Here is a 20,780-nt window from a genome sequence, read left to right as displayed (position 1 = left end):
GTTCTGAATCTGTCCTACGCAAAAGCCCGAAACATTATGCCGCTAGCCACTGTCACCACACCTGTGCAACATGGCGCGCGTGCAATCCACAAATGGGAATTCCCTTTATGAAACGTTTTCTTAGCATCGCCATGGCGTTGTGCATCGGCCTGACGATGAGCCTCGACGCCAACGCCAAACGCTTCGGTGGCGGCAAAAGCTCAGGCGCAGCACCAACTCACCAGACCAGCCAAATGGCTCCATCCGCCGGTGCCGGCGGTGCTGCGGCCACCGCAGGCGCCGCCGGTGCTGCAGGCGCTGCCGCCAAGGCCGGCGGTGCTTCGCGCTGGTTGGGCCCTCTTGCCGGCATCGCCGCCGGTGGCCTGCTCGCCTCCATGTTCATGGGCGGCGGCTTCCAGGGTATGCAGATCTTCGACATCCTGATCATGGCGGTCATCGCCTTCCTGGTCTTCCGCTTTATCGCCGCTCGTCGCCGCAAGCAGCAGGAGCACCTGGCTCCAGCCGGCGCGCCAATGCAGCGTGAAGTGTTCGAGCAAAAACCAGCCATGGGTTCGATCTTCGGTGGTTCGGCAGCACCTGCTGCGGCCCGTCCGGTGATCAATGCACCGGCCTGGTTCAATGAAGAACGTTTCGTCGAGGCGGCTCGCAGCCACTTCCAGTCCTTGCAGCAGCACTGGGACGCCAACGAAATGGACAAGATCGCCGAGTTCGTGACCCCGCAACTGCTGGAGTTCCTCAAGCGCGAACGCGCCGAGATTGGCGATGCATTCCAGTCGACTTACATCGACGACCTGCGCGTGCAACTGGACGGTGTGGATGATCGCGCCGACAAGACCATCGCCACCCTGACCTTCAGCGGTGTGTCGAAGACCTCGCGTTTCGACCAGGGCGAAGTGTTCAGCGAAAGCTGGAACATGGAACGTGCACAGGGCGACAACCAGCCATGGCTGGTCGCCGGTATCCGCCAGAACGGCTGATCCCTGCACGCTTGGTAAACAGATACAAAAAACCCCGGACCTGTCCGGGGTTTTCTATTTCACGGTTGCACTTATAGCGAGCTACTGTATAAAACGCCCCTATAAACCGCGCCATCTAGCAAGAGGATCCCGGCCGTGGAAGAAATCATCGAACAATTGCGTGAAGCCAACGAACCGGTCCCGGTTCCCTTGGAGCTGCCTGACGAAGACCAACTGGTGGAGATCGAGGAACAACTGTTCATCGACATCCCGTTTGTCTTCCGTGAATTCCTGCTGACCGTCAGCGACGTGGTGTACGGCAGCCTGGAGCCGGTGACCGTCACCGACCCGCAGTCCCACACCTACCTGCCGGACGTGGCCGCCAACGCCTGGGATGCCGGTGTCGACCGCAGCCTGATCCCGATCTGCCAGGACGGCGACGACTACTACTGCGTCGAAGAAGACGGCACCGTGGTGCTGTGGTCCGGCGAAGAAGAAATCGTCACCGAAGAAACCTGGGAATCGGTGTGGCACTGGGCACGGGACGTCTGGCTGGAAAGCTGACAGAGCTGTTTGGCTGACCGGGCTCGCTGTGGCGAGCGGGCTTGCCCCGCGTCGGGCTGCGAAGCAGCCCTCCCAAGCCCCTCAATGCTCCGGCGTATCCTTATGGTTATCCAGCGTCTCCAACAAGGCGACCTGCATCCGCGTATGCACGCGGATGAACCACCGCCAGAGCACCGCCGCCACCGCCGCCGTCACCACGGCAATCAGCACCAGCAACTTGTTGGTCGGTAAAATACTGGCCGACAAGGCTGCCAAGAGCAGGAAGATCACCAGCAACGAGAGGATCGGGATCAGTTCCGCGATCACCCTCCGCACCCGCTGGGTATGCCGCCCGGCCATTTCCGGCTTCACGCTCATCTCCGCCAGCAGCATCGATAGCGCCTTGAGCTTGCGGTATGCCGCAATCAAGAACGGCAGCGACAACAGCAACGCCCCGCCCCAGATCAAGGCCTTCTGCCAGCTTGCATCGCTGATCCACCCCTCCAGATACCCACCGATGCGCACCGCGAAAAAGCTGCCGGCAAAGAAGATCGCCACCACCAGCGCCAGGTTCACCCCGACTTGCAGGATGATCTTGCGGATCATCGATGCCAGCATCGCGCCTTCACCTTGAGGCTGGATACTGCGCAGCCATTCGCCGTACATGCCGAAAACCCGGCTCAATCGCTTGGGCATAACCGCTGCGATCTTCAAGGACAGCGGGTCGGCGCCGCGAATCAGGTACGGCGTGAGCAGTGTGGTGATGGCCGAAACCGCTACCGCGACGGGGTATAGGAAATCGCTGGTCACCTGCAGCGTCATCCCCAGCGCCGCGATGATGAAGGAAAACTCGCCAATCTGTGACAGCCCCATGCCCACGCGCAGTGAGGTACGGCCATCGTTGCCGGCGATAAACGCGCCCAGGCCGCAGGACAGCATCTTGCCCAACACCACGGCCACGGTGATCACCGCAATCGGCCAGGCGTATTGCAGCAGGATCTGCGGGTCGATCATCAAGCCAATGGCCACAAAGAAGATGGCGCTGAACATGTCGCGAACCGGCTCGATCAGGCGCTCGATCTTAATCAACTGCCGGGATTCGGCCATGATTGCGCCGATCAGAAACGCGCCCAGCACCATGCTGTATTCCAGCTTGACCACCAGCAGGCAGAAACCGAAACACAGGCCCAGTACGGTGATCAGCAACATCTCGTTGCTTTCGAACTTGGCCACGTACGCCAGCAAGCGCGGCACCAGCAAAATGCCGATGACCAGCGCGACAATCATGAACAGCGAAAGCTTGCCGACGGTGGAGAACACTTCGCCGGAGCTGACCGTACCGCTGACGGCGATGCTCGACAGCAAGGCGATGATGCCAATGCCGAGGATGTCCTCGACGATCAGCACGCCGAAAATCAATTGGGCGAAACGCTGGTTCTTCATCTTCAGGTCATTGAGCGCCTTGACGATGATGGTGGTCGAGGAAATCGCCAGGATCGCGCCAAGGAACAGTGAGTCCATGGTGTTCCAGTCGAACCAGCGGCCGATTTCGTAGCCGATCCAGATCATCAGGATGATTTCCAGGAAGGCCGCGATAAACGCCGTGGCGCCGACCTTGAACAGCTTGCGCAGGCTGAATTCCAGGCCCAGGCAGAACATCAGGAAGATCACCCCGAGCTCGGCGAGGGTCTTGATGGTGTCTTCGTCGTGGATCAGGCCGAACGGCGGGGTGTGGGGGCCGATGATGAACCCGGCAACGATGTAGCCCAGCACCACCGGCTGCTTGAGGCGGTGAAACAGGATGGTGACAACCCCTGCCACCAGCATGATCACGGCCAAGTCCTGGATAAAGCTGATGGCGTGCATGGCGAGGGGCTCCTTGAGGGTACTGGCGCTTTTCCCACTTCCGCGCGCGCCTTTGAAATGTCGCAAAGTGCGGAAGGAAAAGTCTGCCTTGATCGTAAGAAATGCCCTGAGATGGGCTTTTGAAGGTTAACACCGCGACTTCCGCCGGAAAGCCGGTGCAATATATGGAAACAGATCGGTTCGCGCGTGACGGCTAGCCGCCCACCGGCGTCCCGTTATGGATGGTCCTGCAAAGATTCCAGCACCCGCAGAGGTGCCCCCCAACCAATGCCTACAACCCGTGAGTGTGCTATGGAACCCGGAAACGCCCAGCTGTCGATGACGGTATTGATGACCCCTGACATGGCCAACTTCTCAGGCAATGTCCACGGTGGCACCCTGCTCAAGTACCTCGACGAAGTGGCCTATGCCTGCGCGAGCCGCTATGCCGGCCGCTATGTGGTCACACTGTCGGTGGACCAGGTGATCTTTCGCGAGCCGATCCATGTCGGCGAGCTGGTGACCTTCCTCGCGTCGGTCAACTACACCGGCAACACCTCGATGGAGGTGGGCATCAAGGTAGTGACCGAGAACATCCGCGAACGCTCCGTGCGCCATACCAACAGCTGCTTCTTCACCATGGTCGCCGTGGACGACCAGCGCAAACCGGCCGCCGTGCCCCCCCTGCAACCGCAGAACAGCGAGGACAAGCGCCGATTCGTACAGGCTCAGCAGCGTCGACAGATCCGACAGGAACTGGAGAAGCGCTACCAGGAAATCAAGGCAGACGCACTGTAGGCCATTTCCCGCCTTTAGGAGCGAGCAGCTGCGCTCCTACAGCCGCCAGCACTGATCATCGTGGGCACAGACATCAAAGCGCTGGTCCAACTGGCTCATGCGCTCCATATGATGATTCACGATGTCCACCATCACCGCTTTGCTGGTGTTCTTGTAGTACTGCGCCATCAACTTGTCGTTCGCCTTGACGCGCTCCACCACGGCGGCGTCCGTCGGGTTCTGCCATTGCTCCAGGATCGCATCTTCGGTGCCGCTCAGGCGCATGCGGTAAACCCGCTCATACAGCTCGAGGGTACGCGCCTTGCGGCCGGCCATTTCCTGATTTACCCGTGCATAGTTCTCACGGTATTGAGTCCAATAGGCCTCAGGCGGAGTGAACTGGCCGAACCGCGCCTTGCGCTCGGCGATTGCCTCCTCGACGGCTTGCGGGCGCTGCGCCGTGTCAGACTCCATCAACGTGATGAGTTGCATATGGGTTTCAACGATTGCGTTGATCAACGCAGTTCGGTGTGGCGTATCCGGGATCACCTTGCCGAATATCGGGCTTTTGCCCGCGCACGATGGCATGCCGTTCTCGAATATCGGCTGTGGAATGCGCACGTCCTTGCCACCGGAGCGCGTCAGGCGCTGCAACGAGGTCGTGCAGATGCCCCGCGCCATATCGAAGGTCACTTCGTACTCTTCCCCGGCCTTTGGCGTGATACTCATTGATTTGCCGCAGACATAGCTGCCGCCATTGGTGTTGATCATCAGCATGGTTTCCTTGCCGGGAGCCAGCTTGAACTCCAGCAAGCCCCTGGCCTTGGCCGGAGGGGGCACCGACATGCCGACACGCCGCCGGGTATCGACCAGGAAAATATTATTGAGCATGCCGGTGGTCTGGCCCATGCAATGTTGCGCATCGTAGACGTCGATGGTGGTGTTGGACGTATTGGAGATGAAGCGCAGTTTCGCAGCGTCCGGCTCGGTGGCGTCAGGGTAAGTGCCGTTCACACTGCAACCGCCCAGCAACGACGTCAGCACCAGAGCGGTCAGCGCCCGTGGCGAAGGGAATACGGGAGACATGGTTCTTCCTTGAAAAGCACAGGGGACTAAGAGGCGCCCGATAGTACCGGACGCTCTTTGCCTGACTCAATCAGGAATATTCCTACAATCCAATGGGAGTGGCTTCGAAACGCACGCGAGGATGGGCAATACGATCCTGGGCGCGCACCAGCTCCAACTCGTAACTGGCGCAGGCCTGGGTTTCCAACAACACTTCGTGGACCGCTGCAGCGGTGAATTCGAAGGCGGCCAGCAGGCTATCGCCCAACAGAACACGTGCCAGGAACAGCCCCGAGGTCAAATCGCCCACCCCGACCGGCTGACGTGGGAACGCCAGCAGCGGCCGTCGCAGGTGCCAACTGCCTTCGGGGGTCACCAGCAGCATCTCGAAACCGTCCGGCAACTTGCCCGGATAATCCAGGTGTTTGACCAATACGGCCTTCGGCCCACGCGCCAGCAACGCCTTGGCCATGGCCAGGCAATCGAACAGCGATTGCGGCTTGCGCCCGGCAAAGCTGTCCAGTTCCAGTTGGTTGGGGCACAGGAAGTCGGCCATGGCCGCGGCTTCGTCCAGCAGGAAATCGCTGACTTCCTGGGGAACGATGCAGCCTTTTTCCGGATGCCCCATCACCGGGTCGCACAGATACAGGGCCTTGGGGTTGATGGCCTTGATGCGCGCCACGCCAGTCAGGATCGCCCTGCCCTGATCGGCGCTGCCCAGGTAGCCGGACAGAATCGCATCGCAATTGCCCAGCTCGCCGATGGCGGCAATGCCTTCCACCAACACGGGAATCTGCTGTGGCGCCAACACTTCTCCCGCCCATTGGCCATACTGGGTGTGGTTGGAGAACTGCACCGTGTTCAGCGGCCACACGTTCACCCCAACGCGCTGCATGGGGAACACGGCGGCGCTGTTTCCGGCGTGGCCAAAGACCACATGAGACTGGATCGCAAGCAGATGAGGTGTGCGTTTCATGCGGGAGATTTCCGTAAAACCAATGAAATTCTGGCCGCGCAGTATGCGACTAAACGCAGCCTGTACGACAGACCGGCGACACAGTTAAGCTGCCCTCACTTTGTTGGAGTTTTTCGCATGCTGACCCTGGGAAACATGTTCGTGTTGATGCTACTGGCGACCGGCGCCGCCTGGGTTTGGCACAACCATGGCCTGCGCGAGCGGGCGCTGGAGCGGGTCAAGCAGCATTGCGCCAAGCTCGACATCGAACTGCTGGACGGTGCGGTGGCACTCAAGCGCATCGGTTTTGTAAAGGATGCCAACGGTCGGCGGCGCCTGGCGCGCATCTACAACTTCGAGTTCACCGTGACCGGCGAAACCCGCCATCCGGGGACCATCACACAGTTCGGTGCCCACAGCGCACAGATCGAACTGGCGCCCTACCCGTTCGAGATCAAGACGCCGTTGCCCAGTGCCGAGGTGATCGAGCTGAGCCAGTGGCGCCAGGACCACGCGTCCAAGAAGCGTCACTGACGGCTGGCGGCCAGCGCACGCTGTAACACGTCCACGTCCTGTGGCTCGCTGAAGATCAATTCGATACGCGAATCGCGGCGCCATTCGCTGGGTTGCCAGGTGAGGGGGCCGTTATCCACAGCATTGGCGGACACCCAGCCTTCGGCACTGTGGATAACCAGTTTGGCGCGGCGCCAATCAAGGCTTGTAAGCCAGTTATGCAGCTGCGGGGTGTCGAACTGCTGGCTGGGGTGCCAGCGCCAGCCAATGCTCCAGCCGCCCTCTTGAGCCTGGCTCAGGCAAATGGGCTGGTCAGGATCGGTCCAGATGGCCGGCATTTGCGCCAGGCCTTTGGGTACGGCGAAGTTGTCCACAGCCGCAGCAGCCCGCGCGTCAAGGCCAGGTAAATGCGCCAGCGGCAAATACGCCTGTCGAGTCCAGTAAAGCGGGCATTCCGGTAACTGGTGCTCGATCTGCTCGCGCTGCGCCGCATCCAGCGCTTCATCCTTGTTCAACACCAGCAACCCGGCACTCGCCAACGCCTCCTGCTGCGCTGGGGGCAGGGGCTTGTCCGCCGCCAGCGCTTGCGCATCCAGCACCAGCACGCACGGCTGGACGGCCAGCACGCTCTGCCACGGTGCTTCGCGCAACTGCTTGAGCAACTGCGCCGGATGACCCAGGCCCGAGGGTTCGATAAACAGCCGATCGGGCTTAGCCTTACGCAGCAAACGGCCAAGACCTATCTGGAACGGAGCACCGTTCACACAACACAGGCAGCCTCCGGCGACTTCGCCGAGGGCAATGCCATCGTCATCCTGAGTGAGCAAGGCGGCATCCAGGCCGATCTGCCCGAACTCGTTGATCAGCACGGCCCAGCGCTCGTTGGCCGGGCGCTGGGCAAGCAGGTGCTGGATGAGGCTGGTCTTGCCGACGCCCAGGGGCCCGGCAATCACGTGGGTAGGAATGTTCTGCAACATGAGGGGCATCGTTCGGACCGTGTAGAGCGTTTGATCCTACGCGGTTATGCGAGCCAATCCAGTGTCAGGATCAAGCGGCGCTCGTCGGCCCTCAGTGCGGGTGAACGGTGAATCAGGCCATGGCCTTCATTGCCATGCCATTTGGTGCCCTTGAGCAAGGCGACTTCGCCGCAGTGGATCTGCTCGATACGCTCGGTGGGTTCGGCATCCGGCTGGCTGAGCTTGCGACGGTCCATCACGCCTTCACGCAACCACTGGCTGCCGACTCCGGCATAGGTGGTGATCAGGCGCACCGGCACGTGGTCGACGTGAAAACGCGGGCACATGGCTTTATCCAACAGACGCAGGCGCACGCCGATACGCTTGGCACCAAGCAGACAGGCGAACGCGCTGACCAGCCACGACACATCGGCGATGAAGCCTTCGTAGCCCTCAAGATCACGACAACTCGACGCCAAACCCTGCAAGTTTGGCTCGGCGTCGTCGTTGTTGAGCTCGATGACCATGGAGTCGGCCAACGGCTCGTTGAGCGCCACCAGCAAGGCGCCGAACTCGGCGATGTGCAGCGGCAGCTGGCGCTGCCACAGCGCCAGGTTGACGCCGTCTTCGAGGATGTCGGACAGCGCCAGCGGGGTGTCACCGCAAGTCTGGCGAATCACGGGACGCAGGGGAATCACCGGGGCCAGCATCAGGCGGCTGCCTCCTCATACCAGGGGCCAAAAGGGTCGGCCAGCAAGCGCCAGCCTTCGACGCCCAGGGCCATTTCTTCATCGGTGAGCAAGCACGCATCCAACTCGGCGCGCATGCGGGTGAAGTCGATGTTCTGGCCGATAAACACCAGCTCCTGGCGGCAGTCGCCAGTGCTCAGTTGCCAGTTGCCCATGATCGCCGCGATGCTCTCTTCGTCCTGAGGCCATTGGCTTTTGGGCACAAAACGCCACCAGCGGCCGGCAAACCCATGACGCATCAGGCCACCGGCCTGGGACCAACTGCCCGCATCCTGGTGTTTGCTGGCGAGCCAGAAAAAACCCTTGGAACGCAGCAGTTTGCCGTTGACCCACGGGCGGTCGATAAAGTCGAAAAAGCGCTGCGGATGAAACGGGCGGCGAGCTCGATAAGCGGTGGAGGCAATGCCGTACTCTTCGGTTTCCGGCACATGTTCACCGCGCAATTCCTGCAGCCAGCCCGGCGCCTGGGCGGCGCGCTCGAAGTCGAAACGGCCGGTGTTGAGGATCTTGTTCAGCGGCACCTCCCCCATGACCATCGGGATGATTTCCGCCTGGGCGTTGAGGCGTTCGAGGATTGCCATCAATTCTTCACGTTCGCGGCTGCTGATCAGGTCGATCTTGCTGATGAGGATCACGTCAGCGAATTCGATCTGCTCGATCAACAGGTCGGTGATGGAGCGCTCGTCTTCTTCACCGAGGGTTTCACCGCGCGAGGCCAGGCTTTCGGCGGCCTGGTAGTCGAGCAGGAAGTTCATGCCATCGACCACGGTGACCATGGTGTCCAGGCGGGCGATATCGGCCAGGCTTTGCTCGTTTTCATCACGAAAGGTGAAGGTCTCGGCCACCGGCAAGGGCTCGGAGATACCGGTGGATTCGATCAGCAGGTAATCGAAGCGACCTTCCTTGGCGAGTTTTCCGACTTCTTCCAGCAAGTCCTCGCGCAAGGTGCAGCAGATGCAGCCGTTGCTCATCTCCACCAGTTTTTCTTCGGCGCGGTTGAGGGTGACGTCGCGCTGGACTTCGCTGCCATCGATATTGATTTCGCTCATATCGTTGACGATCACCGCCACCCGCAGATTTTCGCGGTTGCGCAGGACGTAGTTGAGCAGCGTGCTTTTACCGGCGCCGAGAAAGCCGGACAACACAGTAACGGGGAGGCGATTGGGCATCAGGTATTCCTCATCAGGGTTGGCCGGTCAAATCGCCCGTTTATGGCGTTCGCGCAGCTCTTCACGTTCTTTGGCTTCGATACACAGGGTGGCGGTAGGACGCAGCAACAAGCGCTGCAGGCCGATGGGCTCGCCGGTCTCGCGGCACCAGCCGTACTCGCCGCGTGCCAGCAATTCGAGGGCGTCGTCGATCTTGTCCAACAGCTTCTTTTCCCGCTCCAGCAGGCGCAGTTGCCATTGGCGCTGTTCTTCGGCGCTGCCCACATCGGCAGGGTCGCTGTTGGTTTCCTGCTCGCGCAGCAGCAGGAATTCGGCGTCGATACGCGCTTGCAGCTCATTGCGTTGCGCCAGCAGCAACTCACGGAAGAAGCCTTGCTGGGCTTCATTCATATAGTCGGCGGGCGGTTGGGCCAGCAGGTCTTGTTCGGTCATGGAGAGCGGTTCACGGGTCAGGCTGTGTTTTAATGTTATAGTATAACAATACAAATAAGCCAATCCCCTCTTGCTCACCACGACGAAGGGCGCAATGCTTGAACACTTCCCTGCCACGAGAAACCTGATGAAATACCTGGTGTGCGCCCTGGTTTTGGCTGCGGCGGGACCTGCCTGCGCCCAGGCCCCCAACCTGTTGGCCCACTGCACGCGCAGCGCCAACCTGCTGGCTTGTGTCGACCCATTGGGCAATGCCTACAGCGTGGCGACGGTCGGCAGTACCACGTATCTGCGCGGATACGAGGTGATAGGCAAGCGCTACTGGGCACAGACCAACAGCCGCTACGGGCAGCTGACCTTTTTTACCGGGTTGGCGTCGGACGGTGAGGCGTGGGTCGGCTACACGCGGCGCGTGGGCTGGACCACCCTCAACCGGTTTTCCAGTTCGGGTGGTGCCAGCGCAAAATTCACCTGCAGCCGTATAACGGGTTGCTAGACCTGGGCGTTCTTCTGTTCCTGCACCCACGCCATGTAGCTGTTCATCGGTGGGTTCTTCTGGAAATACTTTTTCAAGCCTTCGAACAACCCATCGGCAACCGCTTGTTGATGCCGCGCGGTAACCAGCCGCGCACTGTCACGCGCATTGGAGATAAACCCGGTTTCCACCAGGATCGACGGCACGTCGGGTGACTTGAGCACCGCGAATCCCGCCTGTTCCACGCGTTTCTGATGCAGGCTGGTGATGCCTTCCAGGCTGCCCAGGATCGAGTGGCCCAGTTGCAGGCTGGAGGCGATGGTAGCGTTCATCGACATGTCCAGGATTACCCCGGCCAGCATCGGGTCCTTGTCCTTGAGATTGAGCAGGCTGGTGGCGCCGAGCAAGTCGGCACCGTTTTCCCGTTGCGCCATGAACCGCGCCGTGGCGGACGTCGCGCCGCCTTCGGACAGGGCATACACCGACGCGCCCGAGGCGGTGATGCGTGGTGCCGCGTCCGCATGCACGGAGATGAACATGTCGGCATTGTGCTTGTGGGCGATCTCCACCCGTTTGCGCAGCGGTACGAAGAAATCGTCGTTGCGCACCAACTTCACGTCAAAGCCTTTCTCGCGCTTCAAGCGTTTGGCCAACAGTTGCGCAATGGACAGCACCACGTCTTTTTCACGCTGGCCCTTGGAGCCGACTGCACCCGGGTCCTTGCCGCCGTGGCCGGGATCCACCACCACGATGATGTCGCGCTTGGGGTGGGCCTTGTCCACGCGCGGCGCAGGTTCAGCGGCCATCTGGCGAGGCACCTGGGTGGCGCTGGTCAGGTCCAGCACCAGGCGATGACCCTGGCCGTCCTGAGGCGGCAATAGAAAGCTGTTGAGCTGCATCGGTGCGACCAGGTCCAGCACGATGCGCGTATCGCCTTTACCAAAATGCCCCGAGCGAATCGAGGTGATGCCGCTGTTCTTCAACGCCAACTGAGAGAAATCACCGCTGAGCCCGGCCCCGCTCAGGTCAATGATCAGGCGCTCCGGCGCGCTCAGGGTGAAGGTCTTGTATTGCACCGGGCCGCTGAGGTCGAACACCAACCGCAGCTTGTCGTCCGAGCGCCACAGGCGGGCGTTGCTGATCTGCGTGGCGTGGGCTGCAAATGGCAAGGTGAAAAGAGGGCTGGCCAGAAGCAGGTTAAGAAGCTGACGTCTGTGCATGAAAAGTTACCGCAAAAAGGAGCGTCCCTGCTCGACATGACTGAAAAAAGGCTGGCGCAGAAAAACCATCGTCGACACGATAGTTATACTATAACATGTCTTTTTATTTCCAATGATGGACCTGCTCATGAATGCGCTGACTCTGCCGGATATCGCCGCGCAGGCTTCACGCCAAGCCTTGCCACTCGACTGGGTAGGCATGTGCGGCATCGCCCTGCCGATCCTCATCGACGGCGAGCGTCTTGCTGCTACTGCCGATGCCGGCGTAAGCCTGGATGATGGCGCCGCCCGTGGCATTCATATGTCACGCCTGTACCTGACGCTGGAGATGCTCGACCAGCAGCCGCTTACACCTGCACTTCTGCGTAATGTACTGCAGCGTTTTCTCGACAGTCATGAAGGTTTATCTAATAACGCCTACCTGCGTATCCATACCGATCTGCTGCTCAAGCGCTCGGCGCTGGTCAGCCCGTTGGCTGGCTGGAAAGGCTACCCGGTGAGCATCCAGGCCCGCCTGGAAAACCAGATGTTCCACGTGGAACTAAAAATTGACGTTACCTATTCCTCAACCTGCCCGTGCTCCGCCGCCCTCGCCAGGCAATTGATTCAGCAGCAATTTCTGCAAGACTTCGGCAACACCCCGCTGCAGCATGAAGACGTGTTGACCTGGCTCGGCAGCGCCAACGGCATCGTCGCCACACCTCACAGCCAGCGCAGCAGCGCGCAGTTGCTGATCGAGCTGGACGGCGACCAACCCAGCCTGCCCATCACCGAACTGATCGATAACGTCGAAGCCGCCCTCGGCACCGCCGTACAAACCGCTGTAAAACGCGCGGACGAACAGGCCTTCGCCCTGGCCAATGGGCAGAACCTGATGTTCTGCGAAGACGCCGCCCGCCGCCTGAACCTCGCCTTGAAACGCTCGGATGCGGTCAACGCCTTCCACCTGAAAGTGATCCACGCCGAAAGTCTGCACGCGCACGATGCCGTGGCGGAAAGCCGCTGGACGAGAAACCCTGCATGATCACCTGCACCGCCTTACGCTGGGGCGCCCCAGGCCAACCGCTGACGCCCGCCCTCGACCTCACTCTGGAAAAAGGCAGCCTCACCGGCATCATCGGCGCCAATGGCACCGGCAAAAGCAGCCTGCTCAAGGTCATCGCCGGCCTGCAAAAGCCCTTGGCGGGCAAGGTCACGGTGGCGGTTCCACGCCGTGGCGGTCTGTCGTTTCTGCCGCAGCAACAGCACCTGGACCGCCAGTTCCCCATCAGCCTGCAAGAGCTGGTCGCCGCCGGCTTCTGGGGCACCCAGCTCTCCCCGCAACAACGCAGCCGGCGCCTTGAAGCCGTGCTGGAAGACTGGTGCCTCAGCGGCCTGGAACATCGCCCGCTGATGGCTCTCTCCGGCGGCGAACTGCAACGCGCCCTGCTCGCGCGCATGAGCCTGGCCGAAGCGCCGGTGCTGCTGCTCGATGAACCCCACGCCGCCCTCGATGAAGCAGGCCAGGCGCTGTGCTGGAAACACATCCACGCCTGGCACGATCAAGGCCGTACGCTGATCGTGGTCTGCCATGACCTTGCCTCCGTGCGCCATCACACCCAGCACGTGGTGCAGATCAAGAATACCGGCTGCCTGTTCGGCCCCAGCAAAGAGCTGATCCGCCCACAGCCCCAAATGCAGGTGGCCTGATGCACTTCGCCGCCCACCTGTGGATGCCCTTCCTCGACTTCGTGTTCATGCGTCGTGCGTTGATCGGCGGACTGGTACTTGCCTGCAGCACCGCGCCGCTGGGTGTGTTCCTGATCCTGCGACGCATGAGCCTGATCGGTGACGCCGTGGCACACGGCATCCTGCCCGGCGCCGCACTCGGTTTCTGGTTTGCCGGCCTCAGCCTGCCGGCCCTGACCATCGGCGGCCTCGGCGCCGGCTTGAGCATGGCCGGCCTGTCCGCGTGGATCACCCGTCGCACCGGCCTGCGTGAAGACGCCAGCCTCGCCGCCATCTACCCCATCTCCCTCGCCGCCGGCGTGTTGATCCTCGGCATCGCCGGCAAGCGCCTGGACTTGCTGCACCTGCTGTTCGGCTCGGCCCTGGCGGTGGATGAAACCACCCTCACCGGCATGCTCTGGGTCTCCGGGTTCAGCCTGATCGCCATGGCGGTGATCTACAGACCGTTGCTGCTGGACACTCTCGATCCGCTGTTCCTGCAAACCGTCAGCCGCCTCGGCCCACTGGCCCACGGGTTGTTCCTGACCCTGGTGGTGCTGAACCTGGTGATCGGTTTCCAGGCCATCGGCGCCTTGATGGTGGTGGGCTTGATGATGTTGCCGGCCATCGCTTCACGTTTCTGGAGCCGGCGCCTGCCGGTGTTGATCGCGGTATCGGCGGTGCTGGGAAGCCTGTCGGTGTGGCTGGGTTTGTTGTTGTCGTTCTACTACTCGTTGCCCAGCGGCCCGGCCATCGTGCTGGTGGCGGGTGCCGGGTATCTGCTGTCCGTGGTCTTCGGTCCGGTGCACGGCTTGCTGCGCCGCCCGCCCTCCCTTACATCCCAATGAGGTGTTTCCCAATGCGCGCTTTACTCGTGCTGTTCAGTCTGCTGCTGCCGTTGTCGATGGCCCAGGCCGCCGACAAACTCCAGGTGGTGACCAGTTTCAGTATTCTCGATGACATCACCCACCAGATCGGTGGCGATCACATCCAGATCAGCAACATGGTCGGCCCTGACGCCGACGCCCATACCTACGAACCAACGCCGGACGACGCGAAGGCGCTGCTCAAGGCCAAGCTGATCATCAAGAACGGCCTGGGCTTCGAGCCGTGGCTGGACCGGCTGGTGGCCAGCACTGAAACCAAGGCGACCGTGGTCACCGCCAGCAAAGGCGTGATTTCCCACACCATGGAAGAGGACGGCGAAACGATCCCCGACCCCCACGCCTGGCACAACCTGGCCAACGCCGAAATCTACGTGAACAACATCACCAAGGCGCTGGTCGCCGCCGACCCGGCGAACAAGGCTGACTACCTGCGCAACAGCCAGGCCTACCTGAAAGAAATCTACCGCTTGCTGGCCGAAGCCAAGGCCAAGTTCGGTGAGCTGCCAGCAGGCAACCGCCGCATCGTCACCTCCCATGACGCCTTCGGCTACCTGGGCCAGGCCTACGGCATTGAGTTCCTTGCGCCCCAGGGGCTGTCCACCGAACGTGAACCGTCCGCCGCCGAGGTCGCCGCGCTGATCACCCAGATCCGCAAAGACAAAGTCAAAGCGGTGTTCATGGAAAACATCAAGGACTCGCGCCTGCTCAAGCAGATCGCAGACGAAAGTGGCGCGCAGATCGGCGGCACGCTCTACTCCGACGCCCTCGCCGCGCAAGGTCCGGCCAGCACCTTTACCGGGCTGTTCGAATACAACCTCAACACCTTGTGCGCGGCCCTGGGCAAGCCATGACCCTGAGAATGCTCGATCTGGAAGGGGCTGCCGTGGGCAGCCGCTTTCCACTCGGACAGGTGCTCGACGCCCTGCCCTGGAACAGCGACGGCCTGATCGCCGCCATCGCCCAGCAACACGGCAGCGGTGAAGTATTGATGCTGGCCTGGATGAACCGCCAGGCCCTAAACGAAACCCTGGCCACCGGGCAAGTCTGCTACTGGTCACGCTCGCGTCGGCAGCTATGGCGTAAAGGCGAAAGCTCCGGCCATTGGCAACAACTGGTCGAAGCGCGCCTGGATTGCGACGGCGACGCGGTGTTGCTGATCGTCGACCAGCACGGCCCGGCCTGCCACACCGGTCGACCGACCTGCTTCTACAACGCTATCGATGGCGACTACGTTCACATCCTCACGGAGCCCCCAGCATGATCCGCAAGAACCCATCCGGCGATCTTCCCGTCATTGCCGAATCAGCCTACGTCGACAAGACCGCAATCATCTGCGGCAAGGTCATCATCGGCGAGAACGTCTTCGTCGGCCCCTACGCGGTGATCCGCGCCGATGAAGTCGACGCCAGCGGGGGCATGGACCCGATCACCATCGGCGCCAACTCCAACATCCAGGACGGCGTGGTCATCCACTCCAAGTCCGGCGCGGCGGTGACCATCGGCGAGTTCACTTCCATCGCCCACCGCTCCATCGTCCACGGCCCCTGCAGCGTCGGCGACCGTGTGTTCATCGGCTTCAACAGTGTGCTGTTCAACTGCGCCGTGGGTGATGGCTGCGTGGTGCGTCACAACTCGGTGGTCGACGGTCGCGATTTGCCCGCCGCCTTCTACGTGTCCTCCACCACCCGCATCGGGCCCGCCACCGACCTGTCGCAATTCCCGCCGGTCAGCGTGAGCGCCTCGGAGTTTTCCGAAGACGTAGCGCGTACCAACGTCGATCTGGTGCGTGGCTACAAAGCCCTGCAAAACGAGTTCTGAGCCATGAGTCGCGTGCTGATTCGCAATGCCCGCCTGGTGAATGAAGGCCAGGAGTTCGACGCCGATGTACTGGTCGCCAATGGCCGTATCGAGAAGATCGCCGCCAGCCTTGACGGCTATAACGAGCCGGTGGAAATCGACGCCCAAGGCCAGTGGCTGCTGCCGGGCATGATCGATGACCAGGTGCACTTTCGCGAACCCGGCGCGCCGGACAAAGGCAGCTTCTACAGCGAATCCCGCGCCGCGGTGGCCGGCGGCATCACCAGCTTCATGGACATGCCCAACACCAACCCGGCCACCTTGAACCTGCAAGCGCTGGCCGACAAGAAACGCCGTGCCGCCCTGCACTCGGTGGCCAACTACGGCTTTCACTTTGGTGTCAGCAACGAAAATCTGGACACCGTCGCCGCCCTCGACCCGCGTGAAGTCGCCGGGGTGAAAGTATTCATGGGAGCGTCCACCGGCAATATGCTGGTGGATGACCCGCGGATCCTGGAGCGCCTGTTCGCCGAAGTGCCAACCATCCTGCTGGCCCATTGCGAACACACGCCGAGTATCCAGGCCAACGAACAACGTCTGCGCGAGCGCTTCGGCGACAATATTCCCGCCGTCGCGCATCCACTGATCCGCGATGCCGAGGCGTGCTATCGCTCCTCATCTTTTGCCGTGGAGTTGGCCAGGCGCCATGGCACGCGCCTGCATGTGCTGCACCTGACCAGCGCCCGCGAACTGGCGCTGTTCGATGACAAGCCCCTGACCGAAAAACGCATCACCGCCGAAGTCTGCCTGCACCACCTGCTGTTCGACGACCGCGACTATCACCGCCTCGGCCACCAGATCAAATGCAATCCGGCGATCAAGAGTCGTGCCGACCGCGACGCCTTGCGCCAGGCCTTGCTGAGTGATCGATTGGACGTGATTGGCAGCGACCATGCGCCACACACCTGGGGGCAAAAACAATTGGGTTACCGAGAGGCGCCGTCCGGACTGCCGCTGGTGCAACACGCGCTGCCGGCACTGTTGGAACTGGTGGCTGACGGGCATCTGCCGCTGACCACGCTGGTGGCGAAGACCAGTCATCGCGTGGCCGACCTGTTCGCCATCCCGGATCGGGGTTACCTACGCGAAGGCTATTGGGCCGACCTGGTGCTGATCAAACCCGAGCCCCACGGCAAGCCGGTGAGCAGCGAGCCGATCCTGGCCCGCTGCGGTTGGACCCCCTTCGCCGAGCGCAGCTTTCGTCATAGCGTCGGCACCACGCTGGTCTCCGGCCACTTGGCCTGGCACAACGGTCAGGTAGTCGACAGTTGCCAGGGCCTGCCATTGCATTTCCTGCGTTAAGCGCGAGGCTTGACCGTACCGCAATCGTTGCCCAGCCACTGGGCGTGACTGTCGAGGCTGCCCTTTTGCTGAATACCAGTGGCATTGAAGGTGCCGTTGATGGTGGTGGTGAATTCCTTCTGACTCTGGAAGGTCGCCACGCCCGTGCCCTGGGCTTTCGGGCAACTGAAGCGGAATTTCCACTGGTTGCCGGTCTTGTCCGTCACTTGCTGTTTGCAGCCCGATTGCGGGTCGGTCAACGGGATAGAATCAGAGGCGACCTGCGCCGGTGTCAGGCACACCTGCACGCCTTTGCCGGCCATGGTGATGCCTTGTTTTTCCAGCATGGCGCGCTGTTCGGGGGTCATTTGTTGCTTGAGTTGACCAAGGATCAGCGACAGGTCCGGCAGGTCCTGGTTATCGACTTTCATATTGCTGGTGGTCAATTCCCACAAGCCCGGCGCCAGCATCTGCGCCTGTGCGGCCACCGGCAGCGACAACCCCATAACCATGGCTAAAGACAGCAGACGTGCATTCATCGGGTAACTCCTGGTTGATGTTGGGCGTTAGACGCCGCCAGGGCGCCAGTGTTGCACGGCAAATAAAATAGCGACATTCGTAAGCAGACATGGTCTGTTAGGCACTTGGATTGCCTGGAGTACCGTCGTCCATGGATTTCTTTGGCCCGCACCTGCTCGCCTACTTCATCGCCACGCTGCACTTTCTCGGGACTCTCGCCGCGATCCACGCGGTGCTGACCGTCAGGACCGCCCAAGGCTCGATCGCCTGGGCCTTGTCGCTGATGTTCATGCCCTACCTCACGTTGATCCCCTACCTGATCTTCGGCCGCAGCACGTTCGACGCCTACATCCAGGCCCGCCGCCAGGCCAACCAGGAAATGCACACCGCGATCACCGCGCTGAACTGGCGCCCCTGGGTCGAGGAAGCCCTCGCGGCGCGCAACTCCAGCGCGTACACCTCTTTGCGCGCCATGCCCAAGCTAGGCCGCATGCCGTGCCTGGCCAACAATGAAGTGCGCTTGTTGATCAATGGCGAGGCCACGTTCAGCGCAATCTTCGAGGCCATTCGCAACGCCAGGACGGCGGTGCTGTTCCAGTTCTTCATCATTCATGACGACGAGCTTGGCCGCCAACTGCACGCGCTGTTGAAGGAAAAAGCGGCTGAAGGCATAGACATCCACGTGCTCTATGACCGCATCGGCAGCCACGCCCTGCCCCACCGATATGTGCAATCGCTGCGGGACGCCGGGGTGAAAGTCAAAGCGTTCGCCACCCGCGGCGGCTGGCTCAATCGCTTCCAGGTCAATTTCCGCAACCACCGCAAGATCGTGGTCGTGGACGGCATCACCGGGTTTGTCGGCGGGCATAACGTCGGCGATGAATACCTGGGCAAGAAACCACCGCTGGCGCCGTGGCGCGATACCCATGTGCAGGTGACCGGCCCGGTGGTGGCGTGTTTGCAAGAGTCGTTTGCCGAAGACTGGTTCTGGGCTGCACGCGAGCTGCCGCCGCTGATCCTGCCGGACGCCTACCCGGAAGACGGCGTGCTCTGCCAATTGCTCGCCAGCGGTCCCGCCGACCCGTATGAAACCTGCTCATTGTTTTTTGTCGAGGCCATTCATGCGGCGACCGAACGCGTATGGATCACCAGCCCTTACTTCATCCCCGACGAAGCGGTGTTCGCCGCCCTGCGCCTGGCAGTGCTGCGCGGGGTCGATGTACGCCTGTTGCTGCCCTCACGGCCCGACCATCGCATCGTCTACGCGGCATCAAGCCTTTACGCGATCGAAGCCGTGCGCGCCGGAGTACGGGTGTTCCGCTACACGCCGGGCTTCCTGCATCAGAAAGTCGTGCTGGTGGACAGCGAAATCAGCGCCATCGGCAGTGCGAACATGGACAACCGCTCGTTCCGGCTGAATTTCGAAGTGATGCTGCTGACAGTCGACGAAGCCTTCGCCCGGGAAGTGGAGCTGATGCTGCTGGACGACTTCGCCCTGGCCCATGAGGTCAGCCAGCAAGAAAACCGCGAGACGCGCCGCCTGCAACAACTGGGCATGCGAGTCGCGCGGCTTATTTCACCGATTCTTTAACACACTGCGGTGAACCCTGTGGGAGGGGCTTGCCCCCTCCCACGCTTGGACCTTCATTTTTCGCAGAAACGGGGTTAGCGGTAGATATCTTCCCGCGTCCACGGCAGGTCATGGCTGCCATCGGCATGGGGTTTCACCGCCAGGATCTGGTGCAGGTTGATCCAGCCCCGGGCAAACGCATAGGCGCAACCGGCCAGGTACAGGCGCCAGATGCGTAGCGCCTGCTCCGGCACCATCTTCGCCGCCGCCTCCAGGTTGTCTTCCAGGCGCTCGCTCCAATGGTCCAGGGTACGCGCGTAGTGCAGGCGCAGGCTTTCGACGTCGACCACTTCCAGCCCGACTTCACTGATCTCGGCGGTCATCATTGCCAGGTGCGGCAGTTCACCGTTGGGGAACACATAACGCTCGATGAACTCCCCGGCGCCACGACCGACCGGGCGGCCATCGGTGTGCTTGGCGGTAATGCCGTGGTTCATCACCAGGCCGCCTTCGCGCACGGCGCCGAACAGGGTCTGGCAGTACTGCGCCAGGTTGGCGTGGCCGACGTGTTCGAACATGCCCACGCTCACCACTTTGTCGAAACGGCCGTCTTGCGGCAGGTCGCGGTAGTCGAGCAATTGCAGGTCCACCTGGTCTTCCAGGCCCTCGGCCTTCACCCGTTCCCGGGCCAGGGCCAACTGCTCCTTGCTCAGGGTGATACCAAACACCTTGACCCCGAACTCCCGCGCAGCAAACCGCGCCAACCCACCCCAACCACAACCTACGTCGAGCAAATACTCGCCCGGCTGCAGCCGCAGCTTGCGGCACAGATGGCGGAATTTGTCTTGTTGCGCCTGGTCGATGGATTCGCTGCCGGTTTCGAAATAACCGCAGGAGTACGCCATGTCCTGGTCCAGCCACAGCTGGTAGAACTCGTTGGACAGGTCGTAATGGTAGGAAATAGCCGCTGCGTCAGTGGCCTTGTCGTGGATCGAGCGCACCGGACGACTCCCCTCGTCGTCTTCGATCAGGGCGTGACTCAATTCGTCACACACCCGGATGACCTCGGAGATGGAGCCTTCCAGCTCCAATTTACCCTCGACGAAGGCTTCGCCCAATGAATCGAGCGTGGGATGGGTCAGTTTGTTAACAACCGTGGGGTCCTTCACCACGATGGTCACACTGGGCTCGGGGCCCAAGTTGAATTCATGGCCATCCCAGAGTCGAAGACGCAGCGGTAGCTGAAGATTCTGTAAGGCCGGTGGAAGTTGCGCGAGCATGAGTAGTCCCCCCTTGTTTCAGAC

General features: G+C 61.5%; 23 protein-coding genes. 13 read left to right on the top strand and 10 right to left on the bottom strand.

Going from position 1 to position 20,780, the window contains the following annotated elements; all coding sequences use genetic code 11:
• Positions 1–107: 107 nt before the first annotated feature.
• A complete protein-coding gene (locus BM017_RS04670) occupies positions 108–977 on the top strand; it encodes a Tim44 domain-containing protein (protein ID WP_071490847.1) in 870 nt (289 codons plus the stop codon).
• A 135-nt stretch (positions 978–1,112) separates the two neighbouring features.
• Entirely contained in the window at positions 1,113–1,520 is a 408-nt protein-coding gene (locus BM017_RS04665; RefSeq protein ID WP_028618538.1) for an SMI1/KNR4 family protein, read from the top strand.
• 81 nt (positions 1,521–1,601) lie between these two features.
• Here the strand turns inward: BM017_RS04665 and BM017_RS04660 are convergent, their stop codons facing one another.
• Complete coding sequence (locus BM017_RS04660) at positions 1,602–3,365, bottom strand: cation:proton antiporter (RefSeq protein ID WP_092241573.1); 1,764 nt, start codon at positions 3,363–3,365, stop codon at positions 1,602–1,604.
• A gap of 291 nt (positions 3,366–3,656) precedes the next feature.
• Here BM017_RS04660 and BM017_RS04655 point away from each other — a divergent pair, with 291 nt between their 5' ends.
• A complete protein-coding gene (locus BM017_RS04655; protein ID WP_033897247.1) occupies positions 3,657–4,142 on the top strand; it encodes an acyl-CoA thioesterase in 486 nt (161 codons plus the stop codon).
• Positions 4,143–4,178: 36 nt separating this feature from the next.
• On the opposite strand, the gene BM017_RS04650 is transcribed toward BM017_RS04655, so the two are convergent.
• Together BM017_RS04650 and pdxY are read right to left on the bottom strand one after the other, a co-directional pair.
• On the bottom strand, positions 4,179–5,207 hold the full coding sequence (locus BM017_RS04650; RefSeq protein ID WP_092241571.1) for a hypothetical protein: 1,029 nt from the start codon (positions 5,205–5,207) through the stop codon (positions 4,179–4,181).
• An 82-nt stretch (positions 5,208–5,289) separates the two neighbouring features.
• The gene (gene pdxY, locus BM017_RS04645) at positions 5,290–6,162 is read right to left on the bottom strand and encodes a pyridoxal kinase PdxY (protein ID WP_092241569.1); all 873 of its coding nucleotides are present in this window, start codon (positions 6,160–6,162) and stop codon (positions 5,290–5,292) included.
• A gap of 117 nt (positions 6,163–6,279) precedes the next feature.
• Here pdxY and BM017_RS04640 point away from each other — a divergent pair, with 117 nt between their 5' ends.
• Complete coding sequence (locus BM017_RS04640; protein ID WP_092241567.1) at positions 6,280–6,675, top strand: DUF3301 domain-containing protein; 396 nt, start codon at positions 6,280–6,282, stop codon at positions 6,673–6,675.
• Here BM017_RS04640 and BM017_RS04635 read toward each other — a convergent pair.
• Genes BM017_RS04635 through dksA form a run of 4 tightly spaced genes read right to left on the bottom strand, consistent with a single transcriptional unit; the run spans position 6,669 to position 9,960 of the window.
• The gene (locus BM017_RS04635; RefSeq protein WP_092241565.1) at positions 6,669–7,631 is read right to left on the bottom strand and encodes a CobW family GTP-binding protein; all 963 of its coding nucleotides are present in this window, start codon (positions 7,629–7,631) and stop codon (positions 6,669–6,671) included. The two genes, BM017_RS04640 and BM017_RS04635, sit on opposite strands and share 7 nt — an antisense overlap.
• Before the next feature lie 44 nt (positions 7,632–7,675).
• Positions 7,676–8,320: a DUF1826 domain-containing protein gene (locus BM017_RS04630; RefSeq protein ID WP_071490852.1), complete on the bottom strand. Its 645-nt coding sequence runs from the start codon at positions 8,318–8,320 to the stop codon at positions 7,676–7,678.
• Complete coding sequence (gene zigA, locus BM017_RS04625) at positions 8,320–9,528, bottom strand: zinc metallochaperone GTPase ZigA (RefSeq protein WP_092241563.1); 1,209 nt, start codon at positions 9,526–9,528, stop codon at positions 8,320–8,322. The genes BM017_RS04630 and zigA overlap by 1 nt, the downstream gene beginning before the upstream one ends.
• Before the next feature lie 27 nt (positions 9,529–9,555).
• On the bottom strand, positions 9,556–9,960 hold the full coding sequence (dksA, locus tag BM017_RS04620) for an RNA polymerase-binding protein DksA (protein WP_058424325.1): 405 nt from the start codon (positions 9,958–9,960) through the stop codon (positions 9,556–9,558).
• A gap of 127 nt (positions 9,961–10,087) precedes the next feature.
• Between dksA and BM017_RS04615 the strand changes: the two genes are divergently transcribed.
• Entirely contained in the window at positions 10,088–10,456 is a 369-nt protein-coding gene (locus BM017_RS04615) for a glutamine synthetase (RefSeq protein ID WP_092241561.1), read from the top strand.
• Here the strand turns inward: BM017_RS04615 and BM017_RS04610 are convergent.
• Positions 10,453–11,655, bottom strand: coding sequence for an N-acetylmuramoyl-L-alanine amidase (locus BM017_RS04610; protein ID WP_092241559.1), 1,203 nt, complete (start codon positions 11,653–11,655; stop codon positions 10,453–10,455). The two genes, BM017_RS04615 and BM017_RS04610, sit on opposite strands and share 4 nt — an antisense overlap.
• A 127-nt stretch (positions 11,656–11,782) precedes the next feature.
• Here BM017_RS04610 and folE2 point away from each other — a divergent pair, with 127 nt between their 5' ends.
• Genes folE2 through BM017_RS04575 form a run of 7 tightly spaced genes read left to right on the top strand, consistent with a single transcriptional unit; the run spans position 11,783 to position 17,408 of the window.
• Entirely contained in the window at positions 11,783–12,679 is an 897-nt protein-coding gene (gene folE2, locus BM017_RS04605; protein ID WP_092241557.1) for a GTP cyclohydrolase FolE2, read from the top strand.
• On the top strand, positions 12,676–13,344 hold the full coding sequence (locus tag BM017_RS04600) for a metal ABC transporter ATP-binding protein (protein WP_092241555.1): 669 nt from the start codon (positions 12,676–12,678) through the stop codon (positions 13,342–13,344). Before folE2 ends, BM017_RS04600 begins: the two co-directional genes overlap by 4 nt.
• A complete protein-coding gene (locus BM017_RS04595) occupies positions 13,344–14,210 on the top strand; it encodes a metal ABC transporter permease (RefSeq protein WP_071490858.1) in 867 nt (288 codons plus the stop codon). The genes BM017_RS04600 and BM017_RS04595 overlap by 1 nt, the downstream gene beginning before the upstream one ends.
• Before the next feature lie 11 nt (positions 14,211–14,221).
• On the top strand, positions 14,222–15,100 hold the full coding sequence (locus BM017_RS04590) for a metal ABC transporter substrate-binding protein (protein ID WP_092241553.1): 879 nt from the start codon (positions 14,222–14,224) through the stop codon (positions 15,098–15,100).
• Positions 15,097–15,510: a phosphoribosyl-AMP cyclohydrolase gene (gene hisI, locus BM017_RS04585; protein WP_092241551.1), complete on the top strand. Its 414-nt coding sequence runs from the start codon at positions 15,097–15,099 to the stop codon at positions 15,508–15,510. The genes BM017_RS04590 and hisI overlap by 4 nt, the downstream gene beginning before the upstream one ends.
• The gene (locus BM017_RS04580; RefSeq protein WP_092241549.1) at positions 15,507–16,067 is read left to right on the top strand and encodes a gamma carbonic anhydrase family protein; all 561 of its coding nucleotides are present in this window, start codon (positions 15,507–15,509) and stop codon (positions 16,065–16,067) included. Before hisI ends, BM017_RS04580 begins: the two co-directional genes overlap by 4 nt.
• Positions 16,068–16,070: 3 nt before the next feature.
• Entirely contained in the window at positions 16,071–17,408 is a 1,338-nt protein-coding gene (locus tag BM017_RS04575; RefSeq protein WP_092241547.1) for a dihydroorotase, read from the top strand.
• On the opposite strand, the gene BM017_RS04570 is transcribed toward BM017_RS04575, so the two are convergent.
• Entirely contained in the window at positions 17,405–17,926 is a 522-nt protein-coding gene (locus tag BM017_RS04570; protein ID WP_092241545.1) for a DUF3617 domain-containing protein, read from the bottom strand. The two genes, BM017_RS04575 and BM017_RS04570, sit on opposite strands and share 4 nt — an antisense overlap.
• Before the next feature lie 131 nt (positions 17,927–18,057).
• On the opposite strand from BM017_RS04570, the gene cls reads away from it, so the two are divergent.
• On the top strand, positions 18,058–19,497 hold the full coding sequence (gene cls, locus BM017_RS04565; protein ID WP_092241543.1) for a cardiolipin synthase: 1,440 nt from the start codon (positions 18,058–18,060) through the stop codon (positions 19,495–19,497).
• A 74-nt stretch (positions 19,498–19,571) separates the two neighbouring features.
• Here cls and cfaB read toward each other — a convergent pair whose 3' ends face one another.
• Positions 19,572–20,756 carry a C17 cyclopropane fatty acid synthase CfaB gene (gene cfaB / locus BM017_RS04560; protein WP_092241541.1) on the bottom strand — a complete coding sequence of 395 codons (1,185 nt, stop codon included), beginning with the start codon at positions 20,754–20,756 and terminating at the stop codon, positions 19,572–19,574.
• Positions 20,757–20,780: the final 24 nt, after the last annotated feature.

This window comes from Pseudomonas sp. NFPP04 (assembly GCF_900113815.1).
Classification (GTDB): domain Bacteria; phylum Pseudomonadota; class Gammaproteobacteria; order Pseudomonadales; family Pseudomonadaceae; genus Aquipseudomonas; species Aquipseudomonas extremorientalis.
The sequence above is the reverse complement of the archived record's forward strand: the minus strand, read 5'-3'. Positions and strand labels throughout refer to the sequence as shown.